The sequence below is a fragment of the Humitalea sp. 24SJ18S-53 genome (assembly GCF_050632385.1).
Taxonomy (GTDB): Bacteria; Pseudomonadota; Alphaproteobacteria; order Acetobacterales; family Acetobacteraceae; genus Humitalea.
Window position 1 is genome coordinate 3,603,217 of sequence record NZ_CP192599.1, and the last position, 15,034, is coordinate 3,618,250.

At 68.9% G+C, this 15,034-nt stretch carries 14 protein-coding genes and 1 pseudogene; 12 read left to right on the forward strand and 3 right to left on the reverse strand.

Translation table 11 applies throughout. The annotated features are described in order from the left end of the window. Positions 1-44: 44 nt before the first annotated feature. The gene (locus ACQW02_RS17210; RefSeq protein WP_431281143.1) at positions 45-1,040 is read right to left on the reverse strand and encodes a helix-turn-helix domain-containing protein; all 996 of its coding nucleotides are present in this window, start codon (positions 1,038-1,040) and stop codon (positions 45-47) included. Positions 1,041-1,436: 396 nt separating this feature from the next. On the opposite strand from ACQW02_RS17210, the pseudogene ACQW02_RS17215 reads away from it, so the two are divergent. Next, positions 1,437-2,087: pseudogene (locus ACQW02_RS17215) on the forward strand (IS256 family transposase); the annotation flags it as partial. A 311-nt stretch (positions 2,088-2,398) separates the two neighbouring features. Here ACQW02_RS17215 and ACQW02_RS17220 read toward each other — a convergent pair. Next, entirely contained in the window at positions 2,399-3,085 is a 687-nt protein-coding gene (locus ACQW02_RS17220; RefSeq protein WP_431281144.1) for an SDR family NAD(P)-dependent oxidoreductase, read from the reverse strand. Between the two features lie 121 nt (positions 3,086-3,206). Between ACQW02_RS17220 and ACQW02_RS17225 the strand changes: the two genes are divergently transcribed. The 11 genes from ACQW02_RS17225 (at position 3,207) to ACQW02_RS17275 (ending at position 13,699) form a co-directional block, all read left to right on the forward strand. Next, positions 3,207-4,022, forward strand: a complete 816-nt coding sequence (locus tag ACQW02_RS17225; protein WP_431281145.1) for an IclR family transcriptional regulator — start codon at positions 3,207-3,209, stop codon at positions 4,020-4,022. After that, positions 4,019-5,113: a four-carbon acid sugar kinase family protein gene (locus tag ACQW02_RS17230; protein ID WP_431281146.1), complete on the forward strand. Its 1,095-nt coding sequence runs from the start codon at positions 4,019-4,021 to the stop codon at positions 5,111-5,113. Before ACQW02_RS17225 ends, ACQW02_RS17230 begins: the two co-directional genes overlap by 4 nt. Then, entirely contained in the window at positions 5,110-6,144 is a 1,035-nt protein-coding gene (pdxA, locus tag ACQW02_RS17235; protein WP_431281147.1) for a 4-hydroxythreonine-4-phosphate dehydrogenase PdxA, read from the forward strand. Before ACQW02_RS17230 ends, pdxA begins: the two co-directional genes overlap by 4 nt. Before the next feature lie 11 nt (positions 6,145-6,155). After that, entirely contained in the window at positions 6,156-7,277 is a 1,122-nt protein-coding gene (locus ACQW02_RS17240; protein WP_431281148.1) for an iron-containing alcohol dehydrogenase, read from the forward strand. A gap of 10 nt (positions 7,278-7,287) precedes the next feature. Further along, positions 7,288-8,478, forward strand: coding sequence for a sialidase family protein (locus ACQW02_RS17245; RefSeq protein ID WP_431281149.1), 1,191 nt, complete (start codon positions 7,288-7,290; stop codon positions 8,476-8,478). Next, complete coding sequence (locus tag ACQW02_RS17250; RefSeq protein WP_431281150.1) at positions 8,475-9,365, forward strand: dihydrodipicolinate synthase family protein; 891 nt, start codon at positions 8,475-8,477, stop codon at positions 9,363-9,365. The genes ACQW02_RS17245 and ACQW02_RS17250 overlap by 4 nt, the downstream gene beginning before the upstream one ends. A 33-nt stretch (positions 9,366-9,398) precedes the next feature. Continuing rightward, the gene (locus ACQW02_RS17255; protein WP_431281151.1) at positions 9,399-10,379 is read left to right on the forward strand and encodes a Bug family tripartite tricarboxylate transporter substrate binding protein; all 981 of its coding nucleotides are present in this window, start codon (positions 9,399-9,401) and stop codon (positions 10,377-10,379) included. Positions 10,380-10,393: 14 nt separating this feature from the next. After that, entirely contained in the window at positions 10,394-11,371 is a 978-nt protein-coding gene (locus ACQW02_RS17260; protein WP_431281152.1) for a Bug family tripartite tricarboxylate transporter substrate binding protein, read from the forward strand. A 17-nt stretch (positions 11,372-11,388) separates the two neighbouring features. Further along, a complete protein-coding gene (locus tag ACQW02_RS17265) occupies positions 11,389-12,219 on the forward strand; it encodes an amidohydrolase family protein (RefSeq protein ID WP_431281153.1) in 831 nt (276 codons plus the stop codon). A 7-nt stretch (positions 12,220-12,226) separates the two neighbouring features. Further along, positions 12,227-13,033: an SDR family NAD(P)-dependent oxidoreductase gene (locus ACQW02_RS17270; RefSeq protein WP_431281154.1), complete on the forward strand. Its 807-nt coding sequence runs from the start codon at positions 12,227-12,229 to the stop codon at positions 13,031-13,033. 336 nt (positions 13,034-13,369) lie between these two features. Next, positions 13,370-13,699, forward strand: a complete 330-nt coding sequence (locus ACQW02_RS17275; RefSeq protein ID WP_431281155.1) for a hypothetical protein — start codon at positions 13,370-13,372, stop codon at positions 13,697-13,699. A gap of 214 nt (positions 13,700-13,913) precedes the next feature. Here ACQW02_RS17275 and ACQW02_RS17280 read toward each other — a convergent pair whose 3' ends face one another. Continuing rightward, positions 13,914-14,885 (reverse strand): Bug family tripartite tricarboxylate transporter substrate binding protein, encoded by a 972-nt coding sequence (locus tag ACQW02_RS17280; RefSeq protein WP_431281156.1) that lies wholly within the window; start codon positions 14,883-14,885, stop codon positions 13,914-13,916. Positions 14,886-15,034: the final 149 nt, after the last annotated feature.

Sequence of the window (15,034 nt, forward strand, 5' to 3'; positions counted from 1 at the left end):
CTTCTCGCTATCCAAAATGGGCAAAAACGGCGATCAGCGCGCGGTCACGCCGCCCGCCGCGGCGGATGCGGCAGGGCCTTGCCGCCCGTGCCAAGGGTTGCCGAGGGGCATTCGCCGAACTGGGCGCGATAATCCCGGGCGAAATGGCCGAGGTGCCAGAAGCCGTGCGCCAGGGCGACCGACTTGACCAGGGCCGGGGCAGTCCCCGCCGCCTGTAGCGCACGCCGCGTCAGCATCAGCCGGCGGGTTTTGAGATAGGCCTGCGGGCTCATCCCCACCGTCGCGATGAAGGCGTCGTGCAGCTTGCGCAGCGACACGCCGAGCACCCGGCAGAGTTGGTCGCGGTAGATCGGCTGGTCGAGGTGCGCGTTGAGGTAATCCTCCGCCGCACGGACGACACGATGTGCTTCCCGCGTCGCGCGGGGCGTCGACATCAAGCGACTGCCGGCGGTCAGGGTTTCAGCCACCAGCTCTGCCATCGACAGGGCGAGCCCCGTGGCGCAGCCCGGGCGGTACAGTGCCTCCGGTTGGCAGACGGCCATCTCGGCGGCGGCAGCCATGGCGGCGGCAAGCCGCTGCTCGGGGCCATCGGGCAGCGCCAGAACGCCGGCCGCGCCCGGCACGCGGATGGGCGGCGGCGCCAGCTCGGCCAGGGCGGCCAGATGGGCCTGCGGCAGCGCGATCGCGGCCCAGCCGATCTCGGCGTTGCAATGGCAGTGGAACTCCATGTCGCCCGGTGCCAGGAAGGCGCCCGATCGCGCGACTTCGGAACCGTTCATCCGCGCCGGTGCCTCGGCGTATCGCAGCGGCACGATCAGGGCCGATATGCCGGCGGCCATGGCGCCGCGCGCCGTATGCGCCCCCTGGTTCGAGACCTGGACGATCAGGTGACCAAGCTGAAGCACCTCCAGACGGGCAACGAAGGCTTGGCCCGGCATAGGCAGATACTCGAACTGACCGCCGAGCAAGGTTGCGGAAAACGCATCCGCTTCGGAGAAGCGGCCGCTAAAGCCGGCGACGGGCGTCTGTTGATGGTCCATGATGCCACCCCCAATGCTGCAGGATTCACCTGCCAGGTCAGCCATCTCAATATTTTCATACAGCGATCCACGTTGGCGAAACAAACAAAATAAGCGGTCTGCTTAATTTCGCTGTTGGCTGTCGTCAGGTGGAATTATCCCGCTTTCCGAAACCGGACCGACGGCAGAGTTTGGCTTTGATCCTGCCTTTTATTGTCCTCACTTGTAAGAAGATCTCTCGGCACGCATCTGGTGGGTAGCCGGCAAAGGCGTGGGGGCGAGTACCGTCACGCTCGTGCATACCCGCCGCCAGAGGTCGAACAACAGCCGTCGCGATCAAGAGTCCCTCTGCGGCCTTGCCCTGACGATGGCCCAAAACGACGAATGGCCCCGCCGTTTCCGGCGGGGCCATTCCTCGTTTCAGTCGTTGGGCGCCGCGAGGTCCTCGGCATGGCGCTCGGCAGTTCGGAGGCCGAACCCTTCTGGCTCGATTTCCTGAGGACCCTGAAGCGCCGTGGCCTGGGCGGCGTGAAGCTCGTCATCTCCGACGCCCATGAGGGGCTGAAGGCCGCCGTTACCAAGGTGCTGCGCGCCACATGGCAAAGGTGCCGGGTTCACTTCGCCCGCAACGCGCTCGCTCATGCCGGCAAGACACAGCGCCGCATCGTCTCGGCTTGGATCGGCACCGCCTATGCCGAAGGGGACGCCGCGGCTGCGCATGCCCAGTGGCGCACCGTCGCCGACCAGCTCCGCCCCAAGGTGCCCAAGCTGGCAACTCTGATGGATACCGCCGAGGAGGACGTGCTGGCCTACATGCACTTCCCCGCCGCGCATCGGGCCAAGCTGCACTCGACCAACCCCATCGAACGGGTGAACGGGGAAATCAAGCGCCGCACCAATGTGGTCGGGATATTCCCCAACGAGGCCGCGGTGGTCCGCCTCGTCGGCGCCATCCTGCTCGAGCAGTCCGACGAATGGGCGACGCAGCGCGCCCGCTACATGACCCTGGAAACCATCGGCGCCGTCAGCAACACTGCCAACGTCAGCCTGTCCGCCGTGCCAGCCTGACGCGGCGGACCAGCCCGCTGAGGATCATCGCTCCTACACCACGCGATGGGACACGATCTGAGCCGCAAACCCCAAAACCCCACTCTCGCCGAGGCCATCCTATGGGTGGAATCGCAGACGAGTCTCACCGAGGTTCAGCGCCGCGAACAGATCTGCGCCTGCACGTCACCGGTTCGATGTCGCGCTGCTCAGCCATCAGCGCGACCGGGAGCCTGACGACCGAGACCCTCGCCATGGTCGGGGGCCATCTGCAAACACTTGATCCGGCCAAAACCCGCCCGTTCGATTTCGTGAAATCGACCCCGACATCGTCAAAGCGAACTACCGCCGCAGACCAGTATCTGCTGGCCAGTGATCGCGCCAGCCTCGGGCCCCAGCAGGAAGGCCGTAAGCGCGGCGACCTCCTCCGGGCGGATGTAGCGCCCGATCGGCGGCAGCTTCGGCGACACGCCGCTGCGATTGGGGTCACGCAGCATGGGCGTGTCGGTGGCGGCGGGCGCCACAACATTTGCGGTGATCCCGCGTGGGGCAAGCTCAATCGCCCAGGACCGCGCCATGGCGACCATCGCTGCCTTGCTGGCGGCATACTGGCTGCGCCCGGCCGAGCCCGCTGCGGTGCGGCTGCCCACCAGCACGATGCGCCCGCCATCCTCCATGCGCGGCACCAGGTAGTTGGCCAGCATTGACGCCGCCTCGACATGCAGGCGCCAGAGCGTGCGCCCCGCCTCCGCATCCAATGACCCGACCACGCCGCCGCGCATCAGCCCGGCGGCATGAACCAGCGCGGTCGGCCGAAGATCCGCGACGGCGGCGATCAGCGCCGCCTCGTCCAGCAGATCCACGGCGCGGTGCGCGAAATGCGGGTCGGCCAGGCCGGGGTCGCTGCGGCTCAGCCCGGTCACCTGCCAGCCGTCCTTGAGCAATCGCGCGGCGATCGCGGCGCCGATGCCCGAGCTGACGCCCGTGACGATCGCATGGCCTGCGGGGGTCTCGGACATCATTCGATCTCTCCCTGTTGTCCCGACGCGCTTGACAGCCCGGGCAGGTGGCGAATACCAATTCGCAGGATTTCGAACAAGTGTTCGCATTCCGATCAAAAACAAAGCCGGGGAGGCGACGATGGACGGATGCGATCGCGCCACGAACCCGAAGAATCTCGTCCAGTCGGTCGCCAAGGCTTTTGCCGTGCTCAAGGCCTTCGGGCCGGACCTGCCGGAACTGACCGTGGCCGAGGTCGCCGCGCGTAGCGGCCATGACCGCGGCACCGCCTTCCGCCTGATCCACACGCTGGTCGACCTCGGCTACCTCCGCCCCACGCCGGAGGGGCGGCGTTTCCGGCTGACGCTGAAATGCCTCGAACTCGGCTACGCCGCCCTCTCGGCCAGCGACCTTCCCACCCATGCCCAGCCGCTGCTGCGTGAACTGGTGCCGGATGTCGCCGATGCCGGCTCCCTCGGCGTGCTGGAGAAGGGCGAGGTCATCTACCTGGCGCGGGTCGAGGCCGGGCTGGAACGCCATGGCGTGGTGCGCCGCCCCGGCACGCGGATCGGCGCCTATGCCACCGCCCTTGGCCACGCGATCCTTGCCTGGCTGCCGCGGGACGAACAGGTCGCGCAATTGGGCTGCGTCGCGCGGCTCAAGCTGTCCGACCGCACGCTGACCGACCTCGATGCGCTGCTCGTGCGGCTCGCGGAGGTCCGTGCCCGCGGCTACGCCGTCTCGGATGGCGAAAACGCCTATGGGCTGCGCACCGTGGCCGCGCCGGTGATCGATGGGCGTGGTGTGCCGGTGGCGGGTGTCAGCCTGACCATGGGCGGCGGGCGGCTGGCGCTGTCCGAATTCGTCACCCTAACCGCCCCGCGCGTGCGGGCGCTGGCCGAGGAGCTGGGCACCGGGCTGAGCCTGTCGCTCGGCGCCATCGGGGTGGCGCGATGACGGTGCTGCGTCTGATCGCGGATGATCTGACGGGTGCGCTCGACACCGCGGCGGAGCTGACCAGCCTGTGCGGCGCCGTGCCGGTGGGCTGGGGCGTTGCCGATGATGTGGCCGGCAGCCTGGCGCTGGATTCCGGCACGCGGGAAGCGAGCCGCGACGACGCCGTCGCCAGCCTGCGTAGCCTGGCGCCGGCGCTGCGCGGCGCCGACATCGCCTTCAAGAAGATCGACAGCCTGCTGCGCGGCCATGTCGCGGCGGAGCTTGCCGCCTGCCTGGAAGCCGGCGACTGGGCGCATGTCGTCATGGCCCCGGCCTTTCCCGCGCAGGGGCGCATCACGCGCGGCGGTCAGGTACTGCTGCGGGATGGGGGTGCCATCGTGGCCGACCTGCCGGCCGTGCTGGCCACCTGCGGGCTGACACCGCGCCAGGCCGAACCCGGCGCGCCGCTGCCCCCCGGCCTGTCGACCTTCGATGCCGAGAGCGAGGATGACCTGGCCCGCATCGTCGCCTGCGGGCGCGCGGCGACCGGCCCCGTGCTGTGGTGCGGCAGCGGCGGGCTGGCGCGCGCGCTGGCCGGCGCGTCGATGGCGCGCGCCGACACCGTACTGCGCGCCCCGGTCCTGGGGTTGTTCGGATCGGACCAGTCGGCGACGGCACGGCAGCTTGCCTGTTGCACGGGTTTCCACGTCCCGATCGCCTCGGGCGACGCGGCGGATGGCGCGCGCGTGGCGGCGATGCTGGATGGCGCCGGCGTCGCGATGGTGGATGTCGCCCTGCCCGCGGGGCTCGCCCGCGCCGAGGCCGCGCGTCGCATCGCCGCGGCGATGGCCGCGCTGATCCATCGCCTGGACCCGCCCGGCACGGTGATCGCCGCCGGCGGCGAGACCCTGCGGGCGATCTGCGACGCGCTCGGCACGCGCCGGCTGGAGGCGACGGGCATCGTCGCGCCCGGCGTGCCGCGTTCGGTGATGCGCGGCGGCGCCTGGGACGGCGTCGCCATCGTATCGAAATCCGGCGCCTTCGGCGGTGACACGCTGTGGCGCGACCTACTTGCCGACAACGGCCTGCCAAACGGGAGCCTTCCAGCATGACGCCGCGCCACCTTGCGATCACCATGGGCGATCCGGCGGGCATTGGCCCGGAGATCATCGTCAAGGCCTGCCAGGCGCTGGGCGATCGCATCGCATCCGGCACGCTGCGGCTGCTGGTGATCGGCAGCGGCGCCGCGCTGGAACGCGCCCGCGCGGCGCTGACGCCTGGGCTTGCCGTGCCGGAAGTCACCGCTGATGGCAGCGACTGGCCGGCGCTGTGTTTCCTGCAGGCCGCGCCGGATGGCGCGCCGATCGAACCGGGCGTGCTCTCCGCCGATGGCGGCCGCTTCGCCTACCTCGCGGTCGAACACGGCGTGCGCCTTGCGCAGGCGGGCAAGGTCGGCGCTATCGTCACCGCGCCGCTGAACAAGGAAGCGCTGAACAAGGCCGGCTACCACTATGCCGGCCATACCGAGATGCTGGCCGAGCTGACGGGTGTGAAGGGCAGCGTCATGCTGCTTGCGCACGGCAATATGCGCGTCAGCCACGTCACCACCCATTGCGCGCTTGAGGATGTGCCGAAGCGCGTGACGCCGGAGCGTATCCGGCTGGTGCTGGAATTGACGCAAAAGGCACTGCACGGCCTGGGCATCGAACGGCCGCATATCGCGGTCGCCGCGCTGAACCCCCATGCCGGCGAAGGCGGGCTGTTCGGCCGCCAGGATATCGACGTGGTCGCACCCACCATCGCGCAGGCCGTCGCGGATGGCATGCATGTCACCGGCCCAGTGCCGGGCGACACCGTCTTCGTGAAGCTGCGCGCCGGGCAGTTCGATGCGGTGGTCGCGATGTATCACGACCAGGGGCATATCCCGGTCAAGCTGTTGGGCTTCCAGGTGAATCCCGCGACTGGGACATGGGATGCGCTGTCGGGCGTGAACATCACGCTGGGCCTGCCCGTCATCCGCACCTCAGTCGACCACGGCACCGCCTTCGATATCGCCGGCCGCGGCATCGCCAGCGAGCGCAGCCTGATCGAGGCCATCGAATACGCCGAGGTGCTCGCCGCGCATCGCGCCACTGCTGCCTGAAGGCCCGTTCCATGACGAACCTGCTTCATCCCATCGAGATCGACCGCCCGGCCCGCATCGCCTTCGGCCCCGGCCTGGTCGGCACGATCGGCACCTGGGCGGCGGAGAAGGGGATCACGCGCAGCCTCGTGATCGCCGATGCCTTCAACGCGGCGCGCGTCGACCTGCTCGGCCTGCCCGGGGAGGTGACGGTCTTCGGCGACGTGAAGCCGGAACCCGATATTCCCAATCTCGACAGCGCGCTCGCGCTCGCCGAACGCGTGAAGCCGCAGCTCGTCGTGGGATTCGGCGGCGGTAGTGCGATGGATATGGCGAAGCTCGTGGCCGTGCTGCCGGGCAGCGGCCAGACCCTGCTGGAGGTCGTGGGCCCCGAGAAGGTGCTGGGGCGTCGCGTCGCGCTGGCGCAGGTGGCGACAACCTCCGGCACGGGCAGCGAGGCCGGTTCGCGCGCCCTCGTCACCGATCCCGCCACGCAGAACAAGGTCGCGGTGCAGAGCCGGCACATGATTGCCGACCTTGCCGTCATCGATCCCGACCTGACGCTGACCGTGCCGCGCGGCGTGACGGCGGCGACCGGCGTCGATGCGCTGGCCCATTGCGCGGAAGCCTTTACCAGCCGCAAGGCGAATCCGGTGATCGACCTCTACGCGCTGGAAGGCATCCGCCTGGTCGGACGTTTCCTGGCCCGCGCCGTCGCCGATGGCGGCGATCGCGAAGCCAGGGCGGGGCTGGCGCTCGCCTCGCTCTATGGCGGCTTCTGCCTGGGCCCGGTGAACACCACCGCGGGCCATGCCGTCGCCTATCCGCTCGGCACGCGGCACCACGTCCCGCATGGGCTCGCCTGCGCGGTGATCTTTCCGCACACCCTCGCCTTCAACGCGCCGGCGGTGCCGGAGAAGACGGCGTTGATCCTGGAGGCTCTGGGCCTCGGCGGTGCCGGCGACGTGCTGGCGGCAAGCCACGGCTACTGCGCCGCACTCGGTATCGAGATGAAACTCTCCGGCCTGCGCGTGCCGGAAAGCGATCTCGCCACCATGGCGGAGGAGGCGCACGCCATCCGCCGGCTGCTCGACAACAACCCGCGCGAGATGAGCCGCGAGCAGATCCTCGCGATCTATCACGCCGCCCTTTGAGGACACGTCCATGGGAAACACCACCGAGGTGATCGAACGGCCCGAGACCCTGGCCCCCGCGCCAGGCGATGCGGCACGTATCGAGGCCTTCATCCCCACGCCCTGCGTGCAGAACCACGCGTCCTTCCTGATGCCGCTGCCGGGCGGCGACATGGGCTGCGCCTGGTTCGGCGGCACGCAGGAAGGGGTGCCGGATATCTCCGTCCATTTCTCCCGCCTGCCGGCCGGCGGCGATCGGTGGTCGCCCGCGGTGCGCTTGTCCGACGACCCGACGCGATCGGAGCAGAACCCGCTGCTGTTCAACGCACCCGATGGGCGCATCTGGCTGCTGTGGACGGCGCAGATTTCCGGCAACCAGGACACCGCCATCATTCGCCGCCGCATCTCCGACGACGGGGGGCGAAGCTGGGGTCCGATCGAGACCCTGTTCGGCGAGCAGCCGGGCTTCGGCACCTTCATCCGCAGCGGGATCGTCGTGCTGGACAACGGGACCTGGCTGCTGCCGATCTGGCGCTGCACCAAGCCGCCGGTCGGCGCCTGGACCGGCGATCTCGACACCAGCTCCGTCATGATCTCCACCGATGCCGGCGCAACCTGGGTCGAGCAGGCGGTGCCCGGGAGCACGGGTTGCGTGCATATGGACATCATCGACCTGCGCAACGGCGCGCTCGTCGCCTTCTATCGCAGCCGCTGGGCGGATTCGATCTATCGCAGCCGCTCGACGGACGGCGGTCGAAGCTGGTCGGAGCCCGTGCCCACCGAACTGCCGAACAACAACTCCTCCATCATGGCCACGCGCCTTTCGGATGGGCGCATCGCCATGGTCTACAACCATGCGAGCGCGGCGGACGCCACGGATCGCAGGCTCTCGCTCTATGACGATATCGGCGATGGCGAGGATCTCGCTCCTGCCGCGCCGCCTTCCAGCGGCCGCAGCGCATTCTGGGGCGCGCCGCGTGCGCCGATGACGCTCGCGATCTCCGCCGACGAAGGGCGAAGCTGGCCGGTGCGGCGGAACCTGGAGGTCGGCGACGGCTACTGCATGACCAATAATTCGAAGGACCGGCTGAACCGGGAATTCTCCTACCCGTCGATCTGCCAGACGCCGGATGGGTTGGTGCACATCTCCTACACATACTGGCGCCAGGCCATCAAATATGTCCGCGTCGCCGCGGATTGGGCGCAGGAACAGGGCGCGTGACCGCGCTGCATCCGCGCGGCGTGTTCAGCGCCGCCCTGACGCCGGTCACGGAGGCGCTCGCGCCCGACCACGCGCTGTTCGTCACCCATTGCCGGCGGCTGCTCGACGACGGCTGCGACGGCATCGCGATGCTCGGCACGACCGGGGAGGCGAATTCCTTCTCCTCCTCCGAGCGTCAGGCGCTGCTCGAAGCCGTCGTCGCCGCGGGGATCGATCCAAACCGCTTGTTGCCGGGAACGGGTGTCGCCGCGGTGACCGAGACGGTGGCACTGACGCGGCATGCGCTGTCGCTTGGCGTGACCACGGTCGTGATGCTGCCCCCCTTCTACTACAAGGGCGTCACCGAGGACGGGTTGTTCGCCGCCTATGCCGAGGCGGTGGAGCGCATCGCCGATCCCCGCTTGCGTGTCGTGCTCTATCACATCCCGCAGATGTCGGCGGTGCCGATCCCCTTCGCGGTGATCGCGCGGCTACGCGAGGCCTATCCGGGCGTCTTCACCGGCATCAAGGATTCCGCCGGCGACCTCGCCCATATGGAAGCGCTGGTCGAAGCCTTCCCAGGGCTTGCCGTGCTGGCTGGGGCGGATCCGCTGATGCTGCCGCTGCTGCGCAAGGGCGGCGCCGGCTGCATCACCGCGACATCGAACCTCGTCGGCGCCGAGCTGGCCTTCGTGTTCCGGCACTTCGCCGATGGCGATCGCGCGGCCGAGGTGGAAGCGGCGCAGGCCCGCATCGTCGCCGCGCGAAACCGCGCGTCGCGCTTTGCCCAGATGGCCTCGCTGAAAGTGCTGCTCGCCGAGCGCACCGGCGAACAAGGCTGGCGGCGCCTGCGCCCGCCGCTCCTGCCGCTCTCCGCGGCAGAGGAGAAGGCGCTGCTCGAAGACTGACGCTTCAACACACCACCCGGGAGGAACGAAAAAATGAACCGACGTCAGATACTGGCCGCTGCCGCGGCAGGTGGCTTGGGCAGCCTTGCCGCACCCGCCGTCCAGGCCCAGGGCGCCTGGCCGATGGGCCGGCCCATCCGCGTGATCTGCCCCTGGCCCCCGGGGGCTGCGAATGACGCGCTGGCGCGGCTGCTGGCGCAGCGGCTGCAGGAGAAGCTGGGCGCCGTCGCCGTGGTGGAAAACCGCACCGGCGGCGCCGGGCTGGTCGGCACCACCGCCGTGCTGCAGGCAGCACCCGATGGCTTCACCCTGCTGGCGTCCGCCTTCAACACGGCGGTCATGCCGTTGGTGCTGAAGGGCGCGACCTTCGATCCGCAGCGCGACCTGGAGGTGATGGCGCGCACGGCGCAGGCGCCGCTGGTGATGGTGATCAGCGGCCAGCGCCCGCAGAGAACCCTGGCCGAGGTGATCGCCGCCGCACGAGAGAAGCCGCGCGACTGGAGCTTCGCGATTTCCTCGCTCGGCTCGGCGGGGCATCTCGCCACCATCGAGTTCAACCGCCGCACCGGTATCGAGATCGACATGGTGACCTATCGTGGCACGCAGCCGGCGCTGACGGATCTGATGGGCGGCAGCGTGCAGCTTCTCATCGACCCGAGCTTCGCGCTGCTGCCGGCGACGGGGGATGGGCGGATCCGTGCCCTTGGCATCGCGACCGCGGAGCGCTCCAGCCTGGCACCGGATGTCCCGACCATGGCCGAGGCAGGGCTGCCCGACTATCGCTTCCAGTCCTGGTACGGGGTCTGGGCGCCGAAGGGCACGCCGGCCGAGATCAACCAGCGCGTCAATGCGCTGATGCAGGAGACGATGCGCGACCCCGCGATCGTCGATCGGCTGAAGAACCAAGTCCTCGAACCGGTGACGGAGAGCATCGAGGCGACGCGGCGCTTTATCGGTGCGGAGATCACCCGCGCGACCGAGCTGCTGCGCAGCGTCAACTACCAGCCTGAATGAAGGACCAAGGCGCTATGCACAGCAGACGAACATTCGGAATCGCGACAGGCGTCGGCGTTCTTGCGGCACCCTTTGCCGTGCGGGCGCAATCCGCCTGGCCTCTCGGCCGGCCGATCCGGGTGATCTGCCCCACGCCGCCAGGGGCCGCGAACGACATGCTGGCGCGTCTGCTGGCGCAGCGCCTACAGGAACGGCTTGGGGCCATCGCCATCGTCGAGAACCGGCCTGGCGCATCCGCATTGCTTGGAACCAATGTGGTGCTGCAGGCACCGCCGGATGGCTTCACCCTGCTGGCATCGACCTTCAACACGGCCGTCATGCCGCTGGTCCTGAAGGGCGCGAACTTCGACCCCCAGACGGACCTGACGGTGATGGGGCGGACGGCGCAGGCGCCGCTGGTCATGGTGATCAGCGGCACACGGCCGGAACGGACGATTACCGAGGTCGTCGCGGCGGTGAAGGCGAAGCCGGATGACTGGAACATCGCAATCTCGGCGGTGGGATCGGCTGGCCATCTGGCGACGATCGACTTCATGCGGCGAACGGGCCTGGACCTGAACGTCGTCACCTATCGCGGGACGCAGCCCGCGCTGACCGATTTGATGGGCGGGAGCGCCCAGCTTCTCATCGATCCGAGTTTCGCGCTCCTCGCGAGCCGTGCCGATGGCCGCATCCGCGCGCTGGGGATTGCGGCACCGCAGCGGTCCCCGCTGGCCTCGGACGTGCCTACGATGGCGGAAGCCGGCCTCCCCGGCTTCGAGTTCCAGGCGTGGTATGGCGTCTGGGGGCCGAAGGGCATGCCGCCCGAGATCACCCAGCGTGTGAACGCCCTGGTGCAGGAGACGATGAAGGATCCGGAGATCGCCGCCCGGCTCGCCACGCAGGTCATCGAACCGGTCGTCGAGAGCATCGACGACAGCCGCCGCTTCATCGCCGCCGAAATCCAGCGGGCCGGCGAATTGCTGCGCAGCGTCAACTACCAGCCCGAATAGGGGCAGTGCCGGGGCGGATGATGATCGCGGATTCTCAGGTGCATGTCTGGGCAGCGGAGCCGACGGACCATCCATGGCCGCAACCGTCGCCAGCTGTGGTTCAGCGCGCGGAGCCACTCTCGCCAGAGGCCCTGCTGGCCGAAATGGACCGCGCCGGCGTGCATCGCGCCGTGCTGGTGCCACCGTCCTGGGAAGGATACCGGAATGCGCTGTGCCTCGCCGCGGCCCAGCGGCATCCCGACCGCTTCGCCGTCATGGGGCGACTGCCGCTGGACGTACCGGACAGCCGGGACCGCTTCAGCGAGTGGAGGTTCATGCCCGGCATGCTGGGGGCACGGCTCAACTTCCGCCGTGCAGCTGTTCGCCAGCTTCGCGACGGCAGCGCCGATTGGGTCTTCCGGCAGGCCGAGGCCGACGGCCTGCCCCTGATGCTGTTCGTCAACGAGGATTTTGAGGCGGTCGGCCTGATTGCCGAGCGCCATCCAGGCCTTCGGCTCGTGCTGGACCACATGGGCGCACATGTTGAGCACCGCGGCGCAGCGGCCTTCGAGCATCTGGGCGGCCTGCTGCGCCTCGCCCGGTTAGGCAATGTGGCGGTCAAGGCTTCCGCGCTGCCCTGTGCGGCGGAGGATGAGTATCCGTATCCCAGCGTCGAGCCGTTCCTGAGGGCTGCGTTCGACGCCTTCGGGCCAGAGCGACTGTTCTGGGGGTCTGACCTGACGCGCCTGCCCTGCGACTATCGCGATGCAGTCACGATGTTCACTGACCACCTGCCCTGGCTCGGCGACGCGGATAGGGCGGCGGTGATGGGCGCATCGCTCTGCCGATGGCTGAACTGGAAAGCATGAGCGTGTGATGCCCGGCACGGAAGCGCGTGGGCGCAACGTCTGCGTCACTGGCGGCGCCCGCGGGCTGGGTGCGGCGATCGTCCACGGCTTCGCGCGCCAGGGGGCGCATGTGCATGTCTGCGACATTCTGCAGCGGGAGGGCGAGGATCTCGTCGGAGCGCTGCGGGCGGATGGTCTTCGCGCCACCTTCCATAATCTGGATGTGGCTCAGGAGAGCGACTGGACGTCGCTTGCCGATCGTCTCGCGAACCAGGCGGGTGCGCTCGATGTGCTGGTGAACAATGCCGGGCTTATCGTCCGGAAGTCGCTTGCGGGCACGACGCGGGCGGAGTGGGATCGCGCCCTCGCGGTGAACGTGACCGGTGCCTTCCTCGGCATGAAGTACTGCCGCGCGCTTCTTGGCCGAGCGGCGCCCTCGGCGATCGTGAACATCTCCTCGACCGCCGGTCTCATCGCTCATGGGGATCCATCCTACACGACGAGCAAATGGGCGTTGCGCGGCCTGACGAAATCGGCGGCGCTGGAGTTCGCTTCGGAGGGGATCCGGGTCAATTCGCTCCATCCGGCCACGATCGCCACGCCGCTGACCGATGCCGCCCCGGCCGGGCACCTCGAGGCCAACCGATACGCGATCCCGCTAGGTCGCGAGGCGACGGCCGAAGAGATCGCCGCCATCGTGCTTTTTCTGGCGTCGGATGCCGCGTCGTTCATGACGGGAAGCGAGGTCGCGGCGGACGGCGGGCTGACGACCGGCGGTGTGGCCCACATGCGGTCGCAATACCAGAAAAAGCTCGCCGAGCGCGGGGAACGCTAGGTAGCAGACCGTTCCCCCAGGTGGAGGATGCTCGGAACGGCCTCGTTCGGCCGTCGTTGCCGCGTTCGCCGCCACTGAGGTGGACCCCAAACGCAGAACGCCCCGGCTGTGTAGCCGGGGCGTTCAGTGAGGATTGGTGTTGATGCGGGGACAGGGTTCGGCTTATGGCGAACGCATTTGGACCGTGGCCGCGCCGCGTAGCTTTGAGTCGAATTCCGCCGGCCGCACCATTGCGTTTGTGCCGCTGCCAGGGGCGATTAGAGCGGTGAATGCGAGCTATCTCCGGCCGACCTCCTCGGTCACGCGCAGGGGCTCATCCTGGCGGCCCTACCGCCGGTGCTGCCTGACGAGGTCTTTGCCCGCCGCCTGGGGCACGACGCCACGGCCTTGCGGGCGCGCCTGGCGATGCCGCTGTTCTGCGCCGCATCCTGCCCCTTCGACGGTGGTGACCAAACCTGGCTGGACACCTTGGCCGGCATTGCCGCGCGCGGCCGCGCCCGCCTTCTGGCGGTCAATGACGTGCGCTTCCACGACCCGGCGCGTCGTCGGCTGGCTGATGTCCTGACTGCCATCCGTCTCGACGTCACGGTCGACCGGCTCAGGCTGGCCGCCGAGCCAAACGCCGAGCGCTGCCTCAAGGCGCCCGCTGAGAGCTCGATGACGTAGAGAGCTGCGATGCGCTGCAAGACGGCCTCGGCGATCGGTATTCTCGTCCCTTGGAACACCCCTAACAACTTGCGCGGGGCAAGTGACAGACCATTCAGCAGCGCCGCTGGATCCACCACAAGCACGTCGCATAACCGCATCACCAGGTGGGCTTGAGCCTCCGATAGGAAGCCGTCTCCAACACCTCAAAGCATTCGACGACGCACACCCTCCTCTACTCCCGCCAGGGCTGACGTGCCCAAAGCGCGCGCAGCGCCGCGTCGTTCGCCAGGATGAAGGCGCGGTAGTCCTCGCCGACCAGCGGGCGCAGCGGCATGTTCAGGCGGTCCGCTTCAGCCTGGAAGGCGGGATCTTCCAACGCAGCGGCGAACGCCTCCCGCAGCCGGACCGCGATGTCAGATGGTAGGCCCGGCGGTGCTACGATCCCCCGCGCACTTCCGCCCTCGACGGCGAAGCCGCCCTCAGCGAAGGTCGGCACGTTGCCCGCCGGGGACCAGCGCCGCGGCCCACCCTGGGCCAGGGCGCGTATCACGCCTTGGCGCATCAGCGTCAGTCCCTCGGACATGTTCAGCGAACCCACCGCCAACCGCCCACCGAGCAGATCCTGTAGGATTGGGGCCGTGCCGTTGTAGGGCGCGTGCAGCAACTCGACGCCGGCGGCATTCTGGAAGCCGATCAGCAGCAGGTGGTCGTCGGAGCCCGCGCCAGATGTGCCGACCGCCAGCGCCCCCGGCGAGCGGCGCGCCGCCGCCTGGAGGTCAGCCAGCGTTTGCAAAGGCGAGGCGGCGGCGACCCAGAAGCCGCCGGGATCGTCCACCACATTGGCGATGTAAGTGAACTCGTCAACGCGGTAGCGGACCCGTCGCTCAATGGCGATGGTGTTGAACACCGGCGAGGGGACCGCCCCGATGGTGTAGCCGTCGGGCGCGGCGGCGAACATCGCCTCAATGGCGATCTGCCCAGCAGCCCCGGGGCGATTCACGACGACGAACCGGGCGCCCGGCATCCGCGGCTGTAAAGCGTTCGCGGTCGCGCGTGCCATCATGTCCATGCCGCCGCCCGGAGGGGACGGCACAAGGATCTCAATCGGCCGATCCGAGGGCCAGGCCGCGCGCGCCACTCGCGGCGTCGCGATCGCGGTGCCGGCCACGGCGGTCAGGGCCAGCCGGCGCGTCAGCTTTCTCATTGGGCGTTCCTCCGTTCGTTGCTTGTTTGTTTGACGGGCTGCTATTCGAGAAGCAAGTCGACGGGGCCGACGCTGGCGACATCCAGTTCAATCCTGGTTGCCGCCTCCCCGACCAGCCACGACAGACCCGCGCCCCGGTGATCACAACC